Origin of the sequence: Polaromonas sp., assembly GCF_012927485.1 — a bacterium.
In the GTDB taxonomy this organism is placed as follows: domain Bacteria; phylum Pseudomonadota; class Gammaproteobacteria; order Burkholderiales; family Burkholderiaceae_C; genus Polaromonas.
The window spans coordinates 215,156-234,802 of sequence record NZ_JABBPC010000012.1 but is presented as its reverse complement, the minus strand read 5'-3'; the positions used below and the strand labels follow the sequence as shown (position 1 = coordinate 234,802).

At 60.4% G+C, this 19,647-nt stretch carries 20 protein-coding genes; 12 read left to right on the top strand and 8 right to left on the bottom strand.

Annotation, left to right across the window (positions count from 1 at the left end):
* Window position 1 precedes the first annotated feature (1 nt).
* Both HHJ16_RS05220 and dacB read right to left on the bottom strand, forming a co-directional pair.
* Entirely contained in the window at window positions 2-310 is a 309-nt protein-coding gene (locus tag HHJ16_RS05220) for a SemiSWEET transporter (RefSeq protein WP_293641566.1), read from the bottom strand.
* 11 nt (window positions 311-321) lie between these two features.
* Complete coding sequence (gene dacB / locus HHJ16_RS05215; RefSeq protein ID WP_293641343.1) at window positions 322-1,833, bottom strand: D-alanyl-D-alanine carboxypeptidase/D-alanyl-D-alanine-endopeptidase; 1,512 nt, start codon at window positions 1,831-1,833, stop codon at window positions 322-324.
* Between the two features lie 134 nt (window positions 1,834-1,967).
* On the opposite strand from dacB, the gene tsaB reads away from it, so the two are divergent.
* The 5 genes from tsaB to HHJ16_RS05190 all read left to right on the top strand — a co-directional run bounded on the left by tsaB (window position 1,968) and on the right by HHJ16_RS05190 (window position 5,891).
* Entirely contained in the window at window positions 1,968-2,762 is a 795-nt protein-coding gene (tsaB, locus tag HHJ16_RS05210) for a tRNA (adenosine(37)-N6)-threonylcarbamoyltransferase complex dimerization subunit type 1 TsaB (RefSeq protein ID WP_293641342.1), read from the top strand.
* A gap of 14 nt (window positions 2,763-2,776) precedes the next feature.
* Entirely contained in the window at window positions 2,777-3,256 is a 480-nt protein-coding gene (gene rimI, locus HHJ16_RS05205; protein ID WP_293641340.1) for a ribosomal protein S18-alanine N-acetyltransferase, read from the top strand.
* 22 nt (window positions 3,257-3,278) lie between these two features.
* A complete protein-coding gene (locus HHJ16_RS05200; protein WP_293641339.1) occupies window positions 3,279-4,037 on the top strand; it encodes a uracil-DNA glycosylase family protein in 759 nt (252 codons plus the stop codon).
* A gap of 25 nt (window positions 4,038-4,062) precedes the next feature.
* Window positions 4,063-4,884, top strand: a complete 822-nt coding sequence (pyrF, locus tag HHJ16_RS05195; RefSeq protein WP_293641338.1) for an orotidine-5'-phosphate decarboxylase — start codon at window positions 4,063-4,065, stop codon at window positions 4,882-4,884.
* 143 nt (window positions 4,885-5,027) lie between these two features.
* Window positions 5,028-5,891 carry a patatin-like phospholipase family protein gene (locus HHJ16_RS05190; protein WP_293641337.1) on the top strand — a complete coding sequence of 288 codons (864 nt, stop codon included), beginning with the start codon at window positions 5,028-5,030 and terminating at the stop codon, window positions 5,889-5,891.
* A gap of 72 nt (window positions 5,892-5,963) precedes the next feature.
* Here the strand turns inward: HHJ16_RS05190 and HHJ16_RS05185 are convergent, their stop codons facing one another.
* Complete coding sequence (locus HHJ16_RS05185) at window positions 5,964-6,896, bottom strand: EamA family transporter (protein ID WP_293641565.1); 933 nt, start codon at window positions 6,894-6,896, stop codon at window positions 5,964-5,966.
* Between the two features lie 191 nt (window positions 6,897-7,087).
* On the opposite strand from HHJ16_RS05185, the gene HHJ16_RS05180 reads away from it, so the two are divergent.
* The 4 genes from HHJ16_RS05180 (at window position 7,088) to HHJ16_RS05165 (ending at window position 10,032) form a co-directional block, all read left to right on the top strand.
* The gene (locus HHJ16_RS05180; protein WP_293641336.1) at window positions 7,088-7,408 is read left to right on the top strand and encodes a DUF883 family protein; all 321 of its coding nucleotides are present in this window, start codon (window positions 7,088-7,090) and stop codon (window positions 7,406-7,408) included.
* Between the two features lie 51 nt (window positions 7,409-7,459).
* Window positions 7,460-7,864, top strand: coding sequence for a phage holin family protein (locus HHJ16_RS05175; protein ID WP_293641335.1), 405 nt, complete (start codon window positions 7,460-7,462; stop codon window positions 7,862-7,864).
* Complete coding sequence (locus HHJ16_RS05170) at window positions 7,845-8,168, top strand: YqjK family protein (RefSeq protein ID WP_293641332.1); 324 nt, start codon at window positions 7,845-7,847, stop codon at window positions 8,166-8,168. Before HHJ16_RS05175 ends, HHJ16_RS05170 begins: the two co-directional genes overlap by 20 nt.
* A gap of 169 nt (window positions 8,169-8,337) precedes the next feature.
* Complete coding sequence (locus tag HHJ16_RS05165) at window positions 8,338-10,032, top strand: PAS domain-containing methyl-accepting chemotaxis protein (protein WP_293641329.1); 1,695 nt, start codon at window positions 8,338-8,340, stop codon at window positions 10,030-10,032.
* Window positions 10,033-10,172: 140 nt separating this feature from the next.
* Here HHJ16_RS05165 and HHJ16_RS05160 read toward each other — a convergent pair whose 3' ends face one another.
* Entirely contained in the window at window positions 10,173-11,759 is a 1,587-nt protein-coding gene (locus tag HHJ16_RS05160) for a glycerol-3-phosphate dehydrogenase/oxidase (RefSeq protein ID WP_293641563.1), read from the bottom strand.
* A 196-nt stretch (window positions 11,760-11,955) separates the two neighbouring features.
* Here HHJ16_RS05160 and glpK point away from each other — a divergent pair, with 196 nt between their 5' ends.
* From glpK to HHJ16_RS05145, 3 genes are all read left to right on the top strand, one after another.
* On the top strand, window positions 11,956-13,449 hold the full coding sequence (glpK, locus tag HHJ16_RS05155) for a glycerol kinase GlpK (RefSeq protein ID WP_293641326.1): 1,494 nt from the start codon (window positions 11,956-11,958) through the stop codon (window positions 13,447-13,449).
* Window positions 13,450-13,523: 74 nt separating this feature from the next.
* Window positions 13,524-14,363, top strand: a complete 840-nt coding sequence (proC, locus tag HHJ16_RS05150) for a pyrroline-5-carboxylate reductase (RefSeq protein WP_293641323.1) — start codon at window positions 13,524-13,526, stop codon at window positions 14,361-14,363.
* Between the two features lie 261 nt (window positions 14,364-14,624).
* The gene (locus HHJ16_RS05145; protein WP_293641320.1) at window positions 14,625-14,858 is read left to right on the top strand and encodes a hypothetical protein; all 234 of its coding nucleotides are present in this window, start codon (window positions 14,625-14,627) and stop codon (window positions 14,856-14,858) included.
* Between the two features lie 131 nt (window positions 14,859-14,989).
* On the opposite strand, the gene ubiA is transcribed toward HHJ16_RS05145, so the two are convergent.
* The 4 genes from ubiA to recG all read right to left on the bottom strand — a co-directional run bounded on the left by ubiA (window position 14,990) and on the right by recG (window position 19,643).
* Window positions 14,990-15,847, bottom strand: coding sequence for a 4-hydroxybenzoate octaprenyltransferase (gene ubiA, locus HHJ16_RS05140; RefSeq protein ID WP_293641317.1), 858 nt, complete (start codon window positions 15,845-15,847; stop codon window positions 14,990-14,992).
* Window positions 15,837-16,337, bottom strand: coding sequence for a Dps family protein (locus HHJ16_RS05135; protein WP_293641314.1), 501 nt, complete (start codon window positions 16,335-16,337; stop codon window positions 15,837-15,839). The genes ubiA and HHJ16_RS05135 overlap by 11 nt, the downstream gene beginning before the upstream one ends.
* Window positions 16,338-16,447: 110 nt before the next feature.
* Window positions 16,448-17,431, bottom strand: a complete 984-nt coding sequence (locus tag HHJ16_RS05130; protein ID WP_293641312.1) for a hydrogen peroxide-inducible genes activator — start codon at window positions 17,429-17,431, stop codon at window positions 16,448-16,450.
* Window positions 17,432-17,480: 49 nt separating this feature from the next.
* Complete coding sequence (gene recG / locus HHJ16_RS05125) at window positions 17,481-19,643, bottom strand: ATP-dependent DNA helicase RecG (RefSeq protein ID WP_293641310.1); 2,163 nt, start codon at window positions 19,641-19,643, stop codon at window positions 17,481-17,483.
* Window positions 19,644-19,647 lie beyond the last annotated feature (4 nt).

Sequence of the window (19,647 nt, the reverse complement as noted above, 5' to 3'; positions counted from 1 at the left end):
GTCATTCGGAGTCCACCCAGTCGGCTCGGTAAGCTTTATTTTGCGGTCGGCGCGGCCGCCCGTACAGCAATTTCATGCCAAGAATCGCCAGCGCCAGAACCAGCGTGATCAGATTGGCAACCACCATGGGCCAAGACCCAAGCAGCAGACCGTAAGCCAGCCACAAGGCAACCCCGGCGGTGAACACGCTGTACATCACCAGGGAGACGCCGCTGACGTCCCGGGTTTTGAAACTGAGCCAGGCTTGCGGCACAAAGCTTAGAGTCGTCAGGCTTGCGGCCAGGGAGCCGATGAGGTCGGTGAAGCCGATGTGTACCAGGCTCATCGGTTGCCTTCTTTCAGCGCCCAGTCCACCAGCGCTTCAAGTGCCGGCCGTGCCGCGGGTGCGTTCGGGTGGTTGATGATGGCCACCACCACCAAGCGTCTGCCGTTGGCGGCGTCGACATAGCCGGCCAATGCCGTCGAGTCGCGCAGGGTGCCGGATTTCAGATGCGCCCAGCCCTGTGCGAGGGGTGAAGTGCGCGACTTGCTGCGCTTGAGCGTACCGTCCACCCCCATGATTGGCAGCGAGGCCATCAACTCGGGCATGTCGCCTGAGACATAGGCCGTTTGCAGCAAGCGGGCCAGCCCTTGCGCGGTGATGCGCTCCTGCCGTGACAGGCCCGAGCCGTTGTCCAGAAACGGTTGGTCTTCGTTGCCAAAGCGCCCTTGCCACCAGCTCCGCACGACCTCGCGCGAGGCCTCGTTGCTGGCCACGCCCGGGCCTTGAATCAACGGCAAATTGGGGGCGAGGCTGAGGGTTAAAAATAGCTGCTGCGCCATCACGTTGTTGCTGTATTTGTTGATGTCGCGAATCACCTCGGCCAATGGGGGCGAGGTGATTTCAAAGGCCGGTTTCTGATTGAGTGGGGCGCGACCTTCCCGCACGCGTCCGCCCAGATGGCCGCCCATCTCTTGCCATAGACCGGCGATTGCGCGTTCGGCGTAGCGGGGGGGATCGGCATAGGCGACCGACCACACTTTTTCACCGCAGCCCGCAGGATAGCTGCCGTTAAAGGCAATGCGCAAAGGATTCGCGAAGTCGGCTTTGAGTTGCGCCCGATAGTCGCCACAGTCGGTCAGCGAAGCGGTGCCATTTTGGCCCGCCGATAACGGCACGCTGGACTGCATTTGAACGCTCGCCAAGGGCGGGTCAAAGCTCACGCTGGCGATGCCGCTCGCCAGGTTGGGTGTAAAGGTCATGACGACCGATTTAAAGTTGATCAGCAGCGCATCGGGGGTGGCGTTGTAAGGCCGCATTGGTTCGCCGTCAAAGTCGGCCGGGTTTTGCGTGGGGATGGCAAAGGCGCTGCGGTCCAGCAAGATGTCGCCCGTGATGGTTTTGATGCCCATTCCCTGCACTCGGCGCAGCAGCAGCCAAAGCCGCTCAAGCACCAGCTTGGGGTCGCCTTTGCCTTGAATGATGAGGTCGCCTTGAAGCACGCCATCAGCAACGGTTCCATCGACATACACCGGCGTATTCCATGTGAAGGAGGGCCCCAGAAGTTCCAATCCAGCATAAGTAGTTACCAGCTTCATAACAGAAGCCGGGTTCATGGCGACGCGGGCGTGGTAGCTCAGCAAAGGGGCTGATTGGCCATTAAATGCAGGCGCGGCGTCCACCACCACTGCGGCCAGCGCCTCGCGCGGTACTTTGGCGCGTGCGAGCAAGGCGTCCACTTCAGGAGGCAAGACTTGGCTGGGGCCTTGGGCGACTGCATTGAAGGTGCATAACCCAATCAGTCCGGCCAGCAGGCGCGCCTTGAATTGGGCACGAGGTGAGTTAAAAAGCATGCGCCGATTATCGGTTGCAGGTTTAACACGTGCAGGCCGGATAATCGTTGGATGCGCGTTTGCGGCCGGTGAACTCGGGACTATGTTTTTGATAGCTGCTTGCGCCTTCTTTGCCTGGGTTATAGCCTTACTTAATGCCTAAACTTCTGAAATTCCTCGCGTTTGACACCAGTACCGACCGTATGTCGATTGCGGTGACCGACGGCCTGCGCGTGTGGGAGCACAGCGGCCCAGGGGGTGCTCACGCCTCGACCACACTGATTCCGGCAATTTTGGCTTTGCTGGCAGACGCCGGCTTGGCCCTGGGCGAACTCGATGCGATTGTCTTTGGCCGTGGGCCGGGTTCGTTCACTGGCCTGCGCACGGCCTGTGCCGTGGCGCAAGGTCTTGCCTTTGGTGCCAACCACGGCGCGGGCATTCCGGTGTTGCCCATCGACACGCTCATGGCGGTGGCCGAAGAGGCGCGATTTCATTGGCGCGGCACCGCTGGCGCGTCGTCGGCGGACGGGCCTTCCAGGGTGACCGCACTGCTGGATGCACGCATGAGCGAAATGTATGTTAAAAGCTATGAATTTAATAGCGGGATGTGCCAACCCATTAAGGACTGCGAGCTCGTCCGGCCTGAAAAGTTGATGCCTGATCCGACCACCGAACTGCTCGCGGGCAATGTGTTTGGCGTGTACTCAGACCGGTTCCCCGCCGGCCTGGCTTCGTTTGATCAGGTGTCAGCGCTGCCCACAGCCACCGCCTTGCTGCGGCTGGCTCCTGCATTGGCCAATGCGGGGCACTGCGTGGCAGCGGCGTTGGCGCTGCCGCTGTATGTTCGCGACAAAGTCGCCCTCACCACCGAAGAGCGCGCCCAGGTCAAGGCCGCAGCGGCGCTTGCAGTCCTCACCGCTGTCGCCGCAGATCTGCCCACCTCAGGTTAACTTGTCCGTCTTTCATGAACGCTGCTCTCCAACCCATCGAAGCCCAGTTCGAAGCGATGACGCCCGCGTGGCTGGAGGAGGTGGTGCGGGTGGAACACAGCGCATACGATCATCCCTGGACGCGCGGCAATTTCATCGACTCGCTCACAGCGGGTTATCAAGCGCAGCTTCTCACCGCTGGTGCGCCCCCGCAAGCGCAACTCTTGGGATATTTTGTGGCCATGAAGGGTGTGGACGAAGTGCACTTGCTCAATATCACCGTGGCGCCGCCCTACCAGCGGCAAGGGTGGGCCCATGTGATGCTGGACGCGCTGGCGATCTGGTCGCGTGGCCAGGGGGCACAGTGGGTGTGGCTGGAAGTGCGGGTGAGTAACGCCCGCGCGAAAGTGGTTTACGAACGGTATGGCTTCCGTCATGTGGGCACGCGCCGCAACTACTACCCGGCCACCGCGTCCAAAGGCGAGGATGCCATCGTCATGAGTCTTGCGCTGTGAGTTATTCGAGGAATATCCATCCATGAGCCTTCACCTCGACAAACGCCAGAGGGCCATGCTGCGGGAAATCGGCGTGCGGGTTTGGCAGCCCGCCGAGCCAGTAGCAAAAAATGCAGAGGTGTTGGCGGAGCCAAGCCAGGTTGTTCAAAACAGCCCAGTAGCCGCGACTCCCGTCGACTCGGCCAGTCCGGCAGGAAGCGAACGGTCCGCGCGAATTCCCCTTGTAACCTCAGCCCCAGCGCCCACCCTGGCGCTACGGCCTGTTGCGCGAAAAGGCGGGCCAGCCCCTTGGAGCCTGGGTGAGGCGCAAGCCCTGTACGCAGAAGCCGTTCTGGCGGAGGGTGCGCGGTGGCTGGTGCTGGCGGAAACACCGGCAGCAGCGCTGCAGGCGGACCCCTTTCAGGGCGACGCGGGCAAGTTGCTCGGCAACATGCTGCGCGCCGCGCGCTTGAACAAGGGTGGCGTGGTGCTACTGGCGCCGCTGGTTAGAAACGCAGCCTCTGGCGCGCCGGACTTTTCGAACGCACTGTCGGCCTTGGTCGCGCGCGCGCAGCCCGATGTCGTGCTGGTGATGGGGCGTCTTGCAGCACAGGCTTTGCTGCAGTCCACTGAGCCCTTCGGAAAACTCAGGGGCCAGGTGCATAGTCTGCACGGCTTTAAAACCGTCGTCACGTATGACGCTGCTTACCTCCTGCGTGCTCCCGCCGACAAAGCCAAGGCGTGGGATGACCTGCAGCTGGCGATGAGTTTGGCGCCTGGCTCGCTACCCAGCGTGCCATGACCTTGGGGCTTCTTACAATCAAGGTATGACCTTTCTCGATATGCTGGGCGCTGCAGAACGCCAGAACCGCTCCATGCTATGCGTGGGACTGGACCCGGAGCCCACCAAATTTCCTGGCCTGCTCAAAGACAATCCCAGCAAGATTTACGATTTTTGCGCAGCCATCGTCGATGCCACCGCCGATCTGGTGATCGCCTTCAAGCCGCAAATTGCCTACTTCGCCGCGCACCGCGCCGAAAGCCAGCTTGAGCGCCTGATGGAACACATGCGCCGCGCCGCTCCCCAGGTGCCCATCATTCTGGATGCCAAGCGGGGCGACATCGGCAACACTGCCGAGCAGTACGCCAAGGAGGCCTTCGAGCGCTACGGCGCTGATGCGGTCACGCTGTCGCCGTTCATGGGGTTCGACTCGGTCGTGCCTTATCTCAAGTACCACGACAAAGGGGCTTTTTTGCTGTGCCGCACTTCCAATCCCGGCGGTGATGATCTGCAGAATCAACGTCTTGCCTCGATTGAAGGGCAGCCGTTGCTGTACGAGCACGTGGCCCGTCTGGCGCAAGGGCCGTGGAACCTTAACGGTCAGCTGGGGCTGGTGGTGGGTGCCACGTATCCCGCAGAAATCGAGCGCGTGCGTGCGGTCGCACCCACGCTGCCGCTGCTGATTCCCGGTATCGGCGCGCAAGGCGGCGACGCCGCGGCCACCGTGCGTGCGGGCAGGAAGCCGGGCGCCCCCATCATCGTCAACTCGTCCCGCGCCATTTTGTATGCCGCATCGGGGGACAACTTTGCCGAGGCCGCACGCACCGAAGCCATCAGGACCCGCGCTATCCTGCAGGCTGCTCGCTGAGGCATAAAGTTTGATGCGGCGGCTCCGTACGTCGATTGGCGATTGGGGCGTTAAAGGGATTTCCTGTGCGTGCCTGAGGCTGGCTGCAGTAAGATAAATTAGTTGCCGCTCGATGGAATAGCCGAGGCGGCTCGGAGATGCCTATGGGGCCCAAGGCGAATAGCAAGACCGCCTTCGTTTTTGCTGGTGGCGGCAGTTTCGGCGCCATTCAGGTCGGCATGCTGCATGCGCTCGTGGCGTACGGCGTGATGCCCGATTTCGTGGTGGGTGCATCGGTAGGCGCGATCAACTGCGCGTATTTCGCAGGCAATCCGACGCTGACTGGAATTCAGCAGCTGGAGCGGTTGTGGTCCGAGCTCAGACGCAGCATGGTCTTTCCTATGACCTTCCGCCGAATCGCAGGGCTATTTTCGCGCTCTTCATCGCTGGTCGATTCTGGCGGGCTGCGCGACTTGATCGCCCAATATTTGCCGTACAGCCTGCTGGAACAGGCGGCGCTTCCCGTCCATGTGGTCGCTACCGATCAACTTCACGGCCTCTCGGTCTGCCTCTCGAAGGGGCCGGCCGTGGATGCGATTCTGGCCAGTTGTGCGATTCCTGCGATCTTTCCTCCCGTGCGGGTTGGTGACCAGTATCTGATCGACGGTGCGATCGCCAGCAATACGCCGGTCGCGACGGCGGTTATTTTGGGTGCGACCCGACTGATCGTGCTGCCGACCGGCTATGCCTGCGCGTTGACCGTGCCGCCTGTCAGCGCCATCGCCAGCGCGCTTCATGCGCTAAATATGTTGATCGCTCACCAATTGGTGCAAGACCTGGAGTTGTTGGCAGATCGGTTTGAAATCGTGACAGTGCCCCCGTTGTGCCCGCTGTCCGCGTCGGCTTACGACTTTTCGCGCGCGCCGGAGCTGATTGAACGGGCCAGGGAAAGTACCCGGCATTGGCTGGAGGGTGGTGGCCTGCATCGGCACGGCATTCCCGGCGCACTGCGACCGCATAGGGATTGAGACGAGTCAACGAAGGCTGGCCGATAAAGCCGGAAATCCAGGCGGCGCGGGCTCCCGATGCGCCGCGTGCGGTTAGCGTCGCTTCATCATCCCACCCAGCATCACGCTGCCCAGCGCGGAAACAACCAAGGCAATTCCAGCCCATTGCCAAGGTGTGATGACCTCGCCCAGCACCAGCATGCCCGCACTGAGGCCCACAATCGGCACGCCCAGGCTGAATGGTGCGACGCGGTTCGCGGGATGGCGTTTCAGTAATCCCGTCCACAGGCTATAACCCACGATGGTGGCTGCCCAGCCCAGGTAGGCTACGGCCAGCCAGCTCGACCAGCGCGCTTGCGTCCACTGCCAGCGCACCGTCTCGGGGTCAAACAGGAAGGAAAGCGCCGCAAACGGCAGCACCGCGACCACGCTGCTCCACACGACAAAGGCTGGCGGTGAATAGTTCCCGGCCACCTGCTGCACGCGCCGGGCCACAATGTTGGACAACGCCCACATGCCCGCTGCACATAGCGTGAGGACGAAGCCCAGCAGCGTGGTGGTGCTGCCCGCACCGTCACCGGTCGCGTTGGGGTTTATATAGTTCAGCGCAAAGCACGACAAGCCCAGCGCGGCGAGCACCAAACCGACCTGAAGTGGCCGGCCGACGCGCTCACGCAGCAGCACAAAGCCGAACAGCGCGGTAAAGAAAATTTGCGTTTGCAGCAGCACCGACGCCAACGCCGCCGTCATGCCCACTTTGAGGGCGATGAACAAAATGCCGAACTGCCCCACGCCCTGAAAGCACCCGTACAGCAACAGCCATTTCCAGGGAATTTTGGGCGGGCGGATGAATAGCGCCAGCGGCAGCACGGCAAACACATAGCGAGCTGCACCGAGCTGAAACGGGGTGAAGTCGCGCAAGGCGAATTTCATCACGACAAAGTTGACGCCCCAAAGAAGAACCACCACCAGAACGGCGACCAGGTCTCGGCCACTTAGCCGTGCGTCGGTCACCGAAAAGCCCATCGGCGGCAGGGCAAGGTCGGGTGCGTGGCGGTAACGCGCTGAGGAGTGAGGGGCATGGTAGGGGTAGGCGAAGTTTGCCCCGCGATTATTCCCCAAAAGTCTGCAAGGAACGCATGCGTTGGTTTCTAGAACGTGACGCCCACTGCGAATCTGCTAATCTTTGGGACTCCATTTCTTTATAGAGGTTATTCATGTCCCTATCCAGCCAAGGCAGCGTCGAGTCGCAAGAAAAATTGGTCCTTGATATCAAGGCCGTGATCTCTGATGCCGAAGACATGCTGTCGGCCACAGCAGATCAGGTCGGCGAGAAAGTCGCCCATTTACGCACTCGAATCCAGACCCGCCTGCACGCGGCGAAAGTGCGTCTGACCGAGGCCGAAGTGGTACTCGTCGCCAAGACCAAGGACGCTGCTCGGGCCACTGACGCTTATGTGCACGAGTCGCCATGGACCGCCATCGGGATTTCCGCTGGTCTGGGTTTACTGATAGGCCTGGTCATTGGTCGCCGCTGAGCGCTTTCTCCGGGTTGAATTCCCGGTGAGCCCCGGAGCCTATACGCGTCCATGATCGATTTATCGGGCGGTAGCGGACCTGTGACAGCGTTGAAGAACATCGCCGCCACGCTGTTTTCCACGGTTCAAACGCGGCTGGCGCTGCTGGTGAATGAAATTCAGGTCGAAAAATACCACGCTCTGCGGCAGCTTTGGCTGGCGTTGGCGCTGGTTGGCTGCCTCGGGCTTGGCGCCTTGCTGGCGGTAGGCTTGGCGGTATTGCTATGGTGGGAGCATCGCCTCTTGGTGCTCGGAGGTTTTTCCGCATTATTCGTCGGCTTGGCGGGGTATTTCTATGCTGCATTGCGCAGCGGCAACGCAGCCTCCGGCCGCCTGTTTGTGCTTAGTCTCGCTGAGCTGCAGGAAGACCTGCGTCAACTCAAAGAGGCCGCTGGCCATGAACAAAAACCTGGTTGAACTGCAGCTGCAGCGCGGTCGGCTACTGAAGCGAATTGCCAGCCAGCGCACGACCCTGGCGCAGCAGTTAATACCGTTGGAAAATGTTTCAGAAACCGGTAGCCGTATCTACTCGCTGCTCCGCGATGGCGTACAGCGATTAAAAAAGCACCCACTGCCCGCGGTACTTGCTGTGGTGGCTCTGGTGTTGTTCAAGCCTACGAGTACCTGGCGCTGGCTTAGGCGCGGCGTGGTCCTCTGGCGCAGTTGGCGTCTATTGCGCGCCTGGGTGCCCGAACTGGTGTCGCGCTGGCGGACTCGTTAGGCCCTAGCGCCAAGCCTAACGTCACAGTAATGCCACGATTTAGAAACACAATAGCCTTGTAAAATAAAGGTTAAATTTACCTTTTCGGGCAGGTATTGGTCAGGCCCCTCTGGCTTGGTTGAAGGCATTTCGCCACGCCTTCCCCTTCTCAGCCAGAAAGTAGCTTTCCGTGCGTAAAAACCTGCCCATTTCCCACCGTGAATACCAATTTCCGGCGGACACCACGCTGATGTCCACCACGGACATGCAGAGTCACATCACTTACGCCAACGCCGCTTTCATACAGGTTAGCGGCTTTGATCGTGACGAAATTATGGATCAGCCGCACAACCAGGTGCGCCACCCGGACACCCCGCCTGAAGCGTTTGCCGACATGTGGAAAACGCTCAAGGCCGGTCAGTCCTGGACCGCGCTGGTCAAGAATCGGCGCAAAGATGGCGACCATTACTGGGTGCGGGCCAACGCCACACCCATGGTGCGTGACGGGCAACTCGTGGGGTACATGTCTGTACGTACCATGCCCACGCGTGACGAAGTCGCCGGTGCAGAAAACCTGTTTCGTGAGTTTCGAGAGGGTAAGGCGGGCAGTCGTGCGTTTCACAAAGGACTGATTGTTCGCACCGGGCTGCTGGGTTGGACGTCCTTGATGCAGACCATGCCGGTTTGCTGGCGTATTCGCACGGCCTTGCTGGTGCTGGGTACCGCAGCCGTAGCAAGTGCCTATTTGGGGGGGCTGAGCGGCGTTGCCTTGATCGCGTTTCTGGCAGTGATGGCCGGCGCCACGCTGACCGCTTCGCTATGGCTGGAAGCCCAGATTTCACGGCCTCTGGAATGGGTTCTCCGGCAGGCGCTTAGAGTGGCCGCTGGTAGCCCGGCGGAAAATATGGTACTCAACCGGGTGGACGAGATAGGCATGATTCTGCGTGCGGTCAACCAGTCTGGATTGAACCTTCATTCGCTGGTGGACGATGTTGGCGGGCAGGTCTCTGGCATGCAGATTGCAAGCAAGGAGATTGCCCAGGGCAACAACGATCTGAGCGGACGTACAGAACAAACCGCCGCCAGTTTGCAAGAGACGGCGGCGGCGATGGAAGAGATCACTTCCACGGTCAGTCACAACGCAGACAACGCGGGCCTCGCCGCTCAGTTAGCGAGCGCGGCGAGTAATGTGGCCGTCAAAGGGGGCGAGGTCGTGAGTCGAGTGGTTGCCACCATGGACGACATTGCTGCCAGCGGCAAGAAAATCACTGACATCATCAGCGCGATTGATAGCATCGCTTTCCAAACCAACATTCTTGCCTTGAACGCCGCCGTGGAAGCCGCGCGGGCCGGCGAGCAGGGGCGTGGTTTTGCCGTAGTGGCTTCAGAGGTGCGGAACCTGGCGGGCCGGTCGGCGCAAGCGGCCAAGGAAATCAAGGCCCTGATCGTGGCGAGTGTGCAGAGCGTCGAAGTCGGTTCCAAGCTGGTGGCGGACGCGGGCGCCACCATGCACGACATCGTGACCCAGGTGAAGCGTGTCGAAGACTTGATTGGCGAAATCGGTTTGGCGAGCCGCGAACAAAGCCTGGGCATCAGCCAAGTGGGTGATGCAGTGAGTCAGCTTGACCGGGCAACGCAAGAAAATGCGGCGTTGGTTGAACAGAGTGCCGCTGCGGCTGAAAGTTTGAGTCAGCAGGCGACTCGTTTAATGGAGGCGGTGGGCGTGTTCCAGCGTCCTCAGGCCGGAGCCTTGCAGCGTTCGCCGCGGCCTGTGCCGATCGCATCAGCCAGGATCAATCCAGGGATCATGAAGGCTGGCAATCAGGGCCATCGCAGGATGATCGGCGCGTCGGCAAAGCGTCTCGGCAACTCGGCATTAATTTGATTGAAAGTCAGACCTTGTGTGTGCCCGGATAAGCAGGACGATTAGGCCATGGCCATCGAATACGTCGCTACTATCCGGCCGTTTTTGACTTTTCCCGACCGCCCTCAGTGGCGCTGAAACCGTTCACGATAGCGCAGTGCTCAGTCGGGCAGGCAGAGGTATTGATCGCAAAGTGCCAAAAAGCTTTCCAAGCGGGGGTCCGCGCCATTTTCTTCTCTCAGCAAAGTGTCCACGTCTCGCGCCATTGACCGGGCCAGCGCCGAATCCAGAAAAAGGAGACGGGATCTGCGCGCCAATACGTCTTCTACGGTTCGCGCGTACTCAAAGCGCGCCGCAAAACGCACCATGGCCTCGGTCAGGCCGCCACCGAGCTGCTGGCCGGCTCCCGGAAGGGCTTGCACGGCGCCGGCCTCGCTTCCATACAGATGTAGGCCGGGCGGATCACTGATTTTCGTGCGGGAAGCCTGAGCGCCCACCAGCTTTAGATCGGCGGTCGCTGTTCCCGTGCGCGCCGGTAGCAGGTCGGCAGCGAAACATTGCTCCAGCACGTCCCCGGCCATAGCCCGGTAAGTCGTCCACTTGCCACCGGTCACAGTGACCAGGCCGCTTTTGCTGACAAGCACCGTGTGCTCGCGTGACAGGGCTTGGGTGTTGTCGGCGTCGTCTTCTGGCGGCTTGACCAGCGGTCGCAGCCCGACCCAAATGCTTCGGATATCGGCTGGCCCGGGAGCGCGACTCAAATAACGGGCTGACTCGCGCAAGATGAAATCGACCTCTTCTTTAAACGGCAGCGGCTCCCGGGCCAGGTCATGACGCGGCGTATCGGTGGTGCCGAGGATGGTTTTTCCCAGCCACGGTACAGCAAACAGCACCCGACCATCTGCCGTTTTGGGAATCAGCATCGCGTGGTCAGTGGGCAAAAACGATCGATCCACCACGATGTGTACCCCTTGGCTGGGCGCCACCACGGGCTGGGTATCGCGGCCGATCGCCGCACCGTCCAGAAGGCGCAGTTGGTCGACCCACACGCCTGCGGCGTTCACGACGCAACAGGCTTTCACCTCAAAAGAACGGCCGGTTTCCTGATCTTGCGCGTGAAGACCCACCAATTTTCCGTTTTCGTGAATCAGGCCGGTGGCCGCGCAGTAATTAACCAGCAGTGCGCCCTGCCGTGCGGCCGTGCGGGCCAGCGCCAAGGCGAGCCGCGCGTCGTCAAACTGGCCGTCCCAATATTTGACCCCCCCTTTGAGGCCCTGAGGCTGTGCCGTTGGCAGGCATTCAAGGGTTTCTTTTCGGCTTAAAAACGCAGTGGGGCCCAGTCCCGCTTTACCGGCCAGAGCGTCATATATTTTCAGTCCCACGCCATAAAAGGGCGCTTCCCAAAACGTATAAGAAGGCATTACAAAAGGCAGCGGCTGTGCAAGATGGGGCGCATTAGCCAATAGCGTTGTCCGCTCTCGCAGCGCCTCGCGCACCAGCGAGATATTGCCCTGGGCCAAATAGCGTACCCCCCCATGCACCAGTTTGGTTGAGCGCGACGAGGTGCCCTTGGCAAAATCGTGCGACTCGACCAATACGACAGAAAAACCACGTGCGGCGGCATCGAGGGCCACGCCCAGCCCGGTCGCCCCGCCGCCAATGACCGCCACGTCGTATTGACGCGGCGCTGAGAGCAAGTCCATCAAGTCCTTGCGCCGCGTGGGAGCCGGTGCGGGTTCAGTCATCATGTGCGTTAGTTTCCATTTCATAAACCTGTTTCGGGTGCATCGAGCTTACCCGTAGCGACTGCCGGGCTCCCCGCCAGTCCGAACTTTGTGAAGTTTCCCTTGTTTGCGGACGCTCGACCGGAGTGGTTTGGCACCGTTTCGGTATAGAGTGACTGGAAATTTTTAATGCCGATTTACCGACTGTCGCTGAACCACCATGACTTACCTACTTGCGCTTGATCAGGGCACTTCAAGTTCCCGAAGTATTGTGTTTGACGAACAAGGCTGCGTTGTGGCATTGGCGCAGCAGGAGCTGCACCAGATTTACCCCAAGCCAGGCTGGGTCGAACACGATCCCATGGAAATCTGGCGCAGCCAATTAGCCACCGCTCGCCAGGCTCTTAGCCAGGCGGGACTGAACGCCAGCGCCATCCGCGCACTCGGCATCACCAACCAGCGCGAAACCACGGTGGTCTGGGACCGGGTGACCGGCCAGCCCATCCACAACGCCATCGTCTGGCAGGATCGACGCGCCGAAGCCACCTGCGCTGACCTGCGCGAGCACGGTAAGGACGCGTTGGTCCAGGCCAAAACCGGGCTGCTGATTGACGCCTACTTTTCTGGCACCAAGATCAAATGGCTGCTTGACAATGTGCCCGGTGCACGTGCGCGGGCCGAACAGGGCGAACTGGCTTTTGGCACCATCGACAGCTGGCTGATGTGGCAGCTCACGGCCGGCGAAGTTCACGCCACCGATGTGAGCAACGCGTCACGCACGATGTTGTTCAACGTGCACACGAATCAATGGGACGTCGAACTGCTGGAGTTGCTGGGTATTCCGACCTCCCTCATGCCACAGGTCCTGCCCTCCAGTGCCCATTACGGCGCGGTCCGGCCGGAACTGCTGGGCCACGCGATTGTCATTGGCGGCGTTGCCGGAGATCAGCAAAGCGCGCTGTTTGGCCAAGCCTGCTTCAAGGCAGGTATGGCCAAGAATACTTACGGAACTGGCTGCTTCATGCTGATGCACACCGGCACGCAATTCCAGACTTCGCACAACGGGTTGCTCACCACCAGCGCTGCGCAGACCACGGCGCAGACCGAATTTGCCATTGAGGGCAGCGTATTTGTCGGCGGCGCTGTCGTGCAGTGGTTGCGCGACGGCTTGCACGCGATTCAAAGCAGCACAGAAGTGCAAGCGCTCGCGCGAAGCGTGCCCGACTCGGGGGGCGTGATGATGGTGCCTGCTTTTACCGGGCTGGGCGCACCTTACTGGAAGCCTGACGCCCGCGGAACCATCACCGGACTCACGCGCGGCACCACAGTGGCCCACATTGCGCGAGCCGCACTCGAAAGTATTGCCTACCAGAGTGCGGCGTTACTTCAAGCCATGAGCCGGGACGCGGTAGCAGCCGGGGCGGCGCCCATCGCTGAGCTGCGGGTCGACGGGGGGGCCTGCATCAACGACTTGCTGATGCAGTTCCAGGCTGACTTGCTGGGCATTCCAGTCATTCGGCCCGCCGTGACGGAAACCACTGCCTTGGGCGCTGCCTACCTGGCAGGACTGTCCAGCGGGGTGCACCACAGTAAGTCAGAGCTGTCTGACCTGTGGCGGGCAGAGCGGACTTTTATTCCTACATTAGGTGCCGACCGCGCGGCTGACCTGATGGCGCAATGGGAGCATGCCGTGCGGCAGACGGTGCTTCAATAGGACCGCGCTTCGACGACAATTCAAGCCCGGACGGCCGCTTCCATGCCGCCCGACTTAGCAAGACCGAGACCGGCATGACCATTCAAAATCAAGACAGCAACAACGAATCCATCGCGTTCATAGGCGGCGGCAACATGGCCAGCGCCATCATTGGCGGCCTTCTCAAACGAGGCCTTCCGGCCAGCCAAGTTCAGGTGGTCGAGCCTTTTGCCGAACAGCGGGCCAAGCTGACACAGCAGTTTCAGGTTGCGGTCAGCGAAGCACCCAGCGCCGCGCTGCAGCGGGCGTCCCTGATCGTCTGGGCCGTCAAGCCCCAAACCTTCAAGGATGCGGCGAAGCAAGGCGGTCCCTATACCCAAGCGGCCTTGCACTTGAGCGTGGCGGCGGGCATCCGCTCGGACAGCATTGCCGCGTGGCTGGACACCGAGCGAGTGGTGCGGGCCATGCCCAATACGCCTGCGCTGATCGGCAGGGGTATGACCGCATTGTTTGCCCGCTCGGCAGCAACCCCGGTCGACCGGCTGGAAGTGGAGCGTGTGATCCAGACGACGGGAGACTATTTGTGGCTAGACCAAGAGGAACAGCTCGATGCGGTGACCGCGCTTTCCGGATCGGGCCCAGCCTATGTGTTTTATTTCATTGAGGCCATGATCCAGGCCGGCACCGACATGGGTCTCAGCCGTGAGCAGGCCCACAAGCTGGCTGTCGGCACCTTTGTGGGTGCGTCGGCGTTAGCGCAATCCTCCGACGAGCCGCCGGAAACTCTGCGCACTCGCGTGACTTCGAAAGGAGGCACGACGTATGCGGCGCTGATCTCCATGGAGCAAGACGGCATCAAACAACGCTTCATGCGCGGCATGCATGCTGCGAGGCAGCGCGCGCGCGAACTCGGCGACGAATTTGGAGCCTGCTGAGCTACGTTTGCCTCACTTAGAATCTTGCAAAGCCTGAAGCCATACGAATGAAACTGGCTATTTACCCCACGCAGTGAGCCCTGTAAAAAACAAATTTCTGAACCGCGCAAGGCTGTGTTTTGCAGGCGTGACCGGGTCCCGTCAACCCTTTGGCGCAAGCAAACGTTATTACACTACGCACGCACCTCTTGTCATACACCACGCGGGTTAACGATTTAGGCAGAGTGCGCGTAAACACCTTTCTAACACTCGGAGTTCTCTATGAAAAAATTTCTGTCCATCCTCGCCAGCGCCGCTGTTCTCGCTATGCCACTGGCCGTGATCTCTGCCCCGGCAGCGGCTCAAACCAGTGCGCCTGCCGCAGCACCCGCTGCAGCACCCGCCGCCGCTCCTGCTGAGAAAGCAATGCCTGCAAAAGCTGCAACCAAGCACAAAGCAAAGCACAAAGCCAAGCGCATGTCAAAAGCCAAATCGGCTAAAAAAGCAGCTTACTAAGCCGCACCGTGTTGAGCTGGTTCAGGCCATGGAGCCGGCCAGTTGAACATCTTAAGGCCCGCCCAGTGCGGGCTTTTTTTTGCGCGCCAGCAGCCTTGACCACCTACTTCAAACCCGGCTGGAGTCGAGAGTCAACGCCCCCAATAAGACAAAGCAATCCCGGCAAACAGCGTGAATCCCAGCCAGTGATTGAGGCGAAACGCCCTGAAGCAGCCGTCACGCTGACGCTTGCGGATCAGCCAACCGTGCCACAAGGCTTGCAGCACGGCCAGTCCGATTGCCGCTGTATAAATAGCTGACTGCGCCTGACTCACAAGCGCAAAAGCCCAGATCGACAGAAATATCAGGTAGCTGGCCATGACGCCAGCCACGTCGAACCGGCCCAGCGTGATGGCCGAGGTTTTCATACCGATCAGAAGATCATCATCTCGGTCCACCATGGCGTATTCGGTATCGTAGGCAATCACCCAGAATAAGTTTCCCAGCAATAACACCCACGCCAGCAAAGGCACCTGCGACTGAACAGCGGCAAAAGCCATCGGAATACCAAAACTGAAAGCCACGCCAAGCACGGCTTGCGGCATGGACATAAAACGCTTGGCAAAGGGATAGATCAGCGTCACCGCCAGCGCCGCAAACGACCAACCAATGGTGACGGTGTTGGTGGTGAGCACCAAGCCGAACGCGAGAAGCGTCAGGACCGCACCGACCAGCAGCGCTTCCTTGCCAGAGACGGCGCCGCTGGTGACCGGCCGCTGGGCCGTGCGCTTAACGTGCCGGTCAAAATCACGGTCAGCCACGTCATTCAGGCAACAGCCGCCGCTACGCATCAAGATCGTACCCAGCGTAAACACCGTCAGTAAATGCCATCCAGGGAAACCGTGCGCGGCCACCCACAACGCCGAAAGCGTGGGCCAGAGCAGCAGCAGCCATCCCGCTGGGCGGTTCCAGCGGATCAGCTGCAGATAGAGCGCTAGCTTATTCTTCAAGAAGCGAACGCAGCATCCATGCGGTTTTCTCGTGCACGGTCAGCCGCTGGGTCAACAGGTCCGCCGTGGGCTGATCGCCCGCATCGTCTGCCAGCGGGAACAACTCCCGGGCGGTCCGGGCAACGGCCTCGTGCCCGCTCACGAGAATACGCACCATTTCCAGCGCTTTGGGCGGATTGGCGGGCGCATCCGGCACCGAGGCCAGCTTGCTGAACTGTGCGTAAGAGCCCGGTGCGAAATGCCCCAGCGAACGAATGCGTTCTGCCACGGGGTCAACGGCGGTCCACAGTTCGGTGTACTGCGCCATGAACATGAGGTGCAGGGTGTTGAACATCGGCCCAGTCACATTCCAATGAAAGTTGTGGGTTGTCAGGTACAGCGTGTAGGTGTCGGCCAACAGACGACTAAGGCCTTCGGCAATCGCAGTCCGATCTTTTTCACTGATGCCGATATTGATGGAGGGGACGGTTTTTTCAGACGACTTGGCCATGATTTTTCCTTTTAAAATATAACTTTACGCATTCAGACTGGACGCTGCAATAGCTTTCTTCTATTGCCGTTATAAATCGCCAACTCGAAGCGGCTTAAGACGTCTTCTGCTCAGGACAGACGCGTGACACCGGGCAGCTCACAGGCATAAATGGCGTTGCGCAGCGCTGCGATCGCCTCGTAGCGCGTAAAACTACGCCGCCAGGCCAGCACCACGCGCCGGGTGGGAACGTCTGCCTCAAACGGGAGGTATTTAATAAACGAGGGGCCCTCTATCGCCAAAACGCTTTTGTCGCTGGCGGATTTTCCACCGGCTGCCAGGGCGGCCAGCGCTTCTTTGGGAACGCTCAACCGCGGTACCAGCGTGACACCCATGCCTGCCGCCACCATGTATTTGATGGTCTCCAGAGATGAACCCTCAAAACTCTTGCGAATGCCCTCGGCGCTGCTGGAAAACCGCGCAAACTCGGGGCAAACTTCCAGGACGTGATCGCGAAAGCAATGGCCGGTACCCAGAAGCAGCATGGTTTCCTTCTTGAGTTCTTCCGCCGTGATGCTGCTGCGCGCAGCCAGCGAGTGTCCGCTCGGGACCGCCGCCATGAAAGGCTCGTCATACAACGGCGCAATCGCTAAATTGGTATCCGGAAACGGCTCGGCCAAAATGGCGCAATCAATCTCCCCGGTGCGTAGTTCTTCAAGCAGTTTGACCGTGAAATTCTCCTGCAGTATCAGCGGCATTTGGGGTGTATGCGCGATGATCTGCCGCACCAGGTCGGGCAGCAGATAGGGCGCTATGGTGTAGATCACGCCCAAGCGCAACGCGCCGGCGAGCGGGTCTTTGCCGCGTCTGGCAATGTCCCGGATGTTGTCGGCCTGCTCAAGCACGCTTTGCGCCTGGCGCACAATTTCTTGCCCCAGCGGCGTGACTGTAATTTCGTTGGCGTTGCGCTCGAACAGCTTGACCTGCAGTTCTTCCTCCAGCTTTTTGATGGCCACACTGAGCGTTGGCTGCGAGACATAACAGGCATCAGCCCCCTTGCCAAAGTGCTTTTCGCGAGCTACCGCGACGATGTATTTAAGTTCGGTCAGCGTCATGGGGTGATTGTGCGGCTTTTCGTGTTCGTCTTACCGTGGCGATCGCAGCTCATGCCTTGAGGTATTCCGCTTTGCCGCCCAGCCAGCGCAGAACATGCCGGTGCGCCAGCTCGGCGTGTTGTGTGAGCAGCACCGGCGCCAGTTCCCGCGCCCAGGCCAGCAATACGGCGTCGGTTGCCAGATCGGCGAAGCGCAGCAACGGTGCGCCCGACTGGCGCGCCCCCAAAAACTCGCCGGGTCCGCGAATCTCCAGATCGCGCCGGGCAATCTCAAACCCGTCATTCGTTTCCACCATGGCCTTGAGGCGAGCCCGCGCCGTCTCGCCCAAGCGGGGTGCCTCGCCGGTGGAATACAGCAACACGCAGGCCGAAGCCGCCGCACCGCGTCCTACGCGGCCGCGCAACTGGTGCAACTGGCTTAAGCCGAAACGTTCGGCATGTTCAATCACCATTAACGACGCATTGGGAATATCCACACCCACCTCTATAACCGTCGTGCTGACCAAAACAGCCATCAATCCGTCGGCAAACAAACTCATCACCACCTTCTTTTCGGCCACCGGCATACGCGAATGCAACAGGCCAACCATCACGCCAGGCAAGGCGGCGCTCAGCGCCTCATGCGTCTGTGTGGCGTTGACCAGGTCGATAGACTCGCTCTCTTCAATCAGCGGGCAAACCCAATAAATCTGCCGGCCCTCGGCAATTTGTCCGCGTATGCGTTCGATCACCTCGTCACGCCGGGCTTCGCCCACCACCTTGGTCACGATGGGCGTCCGCCCCGGCGGTAACTCGTCCAGGGTGGAGACATCCAGGTCCGCGTAGTAGCTCATGGCCAAGGTGCGCGGAATGGGTGTGGCGGTCATCATCAACAAATGCGGCTCATGGCCGTCGTCGGTCATCTTGCTGCGCAGCGCCAGCCGTTGCGCGACGCCAAAGCGGTGCTGCTCGTCAATGATGGCGAGCGCCAGGTTTTTGAATTTCACCTTGTCCTGAATCACCGCGTGAGTGCCGATGACCAAGCCCGCTTCTCCGCTTTCAATCAACGCCAGCATCTCCCGCCGCTCTTTGGCCTTCTGACTGCCCGTAAGCCAGGCGGTCGTAATGCCTAGAGGCTCCAGCCAACTGATCAATTTTCGAAAGTGCTGTTCGGCCAGAATTTCAGTGGGCGCCATCAAGGCGCATTGCCAGCCCGCATCCATGCAACGTGCCGCCGCCAATGCGGCCACCACCGTTTTCCCGGCACCGACGTCACCTTGCAGCAGGCGGTGCATCGGAATACTTTTTTGCAGGTCGGTTTCGATTTCTGCGCAGACGCGCTGCTGCGCCGCCGTCAATCGGAAGGGCAGGCGCTCCAGTAATTGTTCCTGCAAGGTGCACTGCGTACCCCGCATCGCCAAACCGGCCAGCGGGGGTGCACGCATAGCAGCGCGCACCCGTCTGGCCTGCAACTGCGATAGTTGTTGGGCCAGTAACTCTTCTGCCTTGAGTCGCTGCCAGGCCGGGTGACTGCGGTCTTCCAGCGTATCAAGCGCTACCGCCGGCGTGGGATGGTGTAAAAACTGTAGCGCTTCGCGCAAGCTCCACAAGGACTCCGCCATATTTTTAGTTAAGAATTGGCTCGGAATAGTCTCACTGAGGTCGGCGCGGCTCAGACCACCTAACACCGCTTTACGCAAATACGCCTGGGGCAAGCCGGCGACGGTAGGATATATCGGCGTCAATGCGCCCGGCAATGCTCCACCTGCGGCCTTAAAGCTGGGGTGAACCATCTCCCGACCTGCAAAGCCGCCACGAATCTCCCCACGCACCCGCACTTGGGCACCCACGCTCAGCGCCTTTTGGTGCGAAGGGTAAAAATGGAGGAAGCGCAATACGCAGGTGTCCGAGCCATCGTCCACCGTCACGCGCAACTGGCGGCGCGGACTGAGCGTTATTTCGCTGTGAATGACCTGCCCTTCTATTTGCACCACATCGCCGTTTTGCGCCTCGCTGAGCCGCACGATGCGGGTTTCGTCCTCATACCGCAGCGGCAAGTGAAGGGCCAAGTCGATGTCGCGGCGAAGCCCGAGTTTTTCGAGGGCTTTTTGAGCGGGCGATTTAGCGGGGGCTTTCTCAAAGCGGGGTTGAGGCGCGGCTTGGTCTTCAGCCGTCTCTTTGAGCGGGGCCGACTTTTGGGCTGTTTTGCTAGCGGGAACACCGGGAGGCAACATGGGA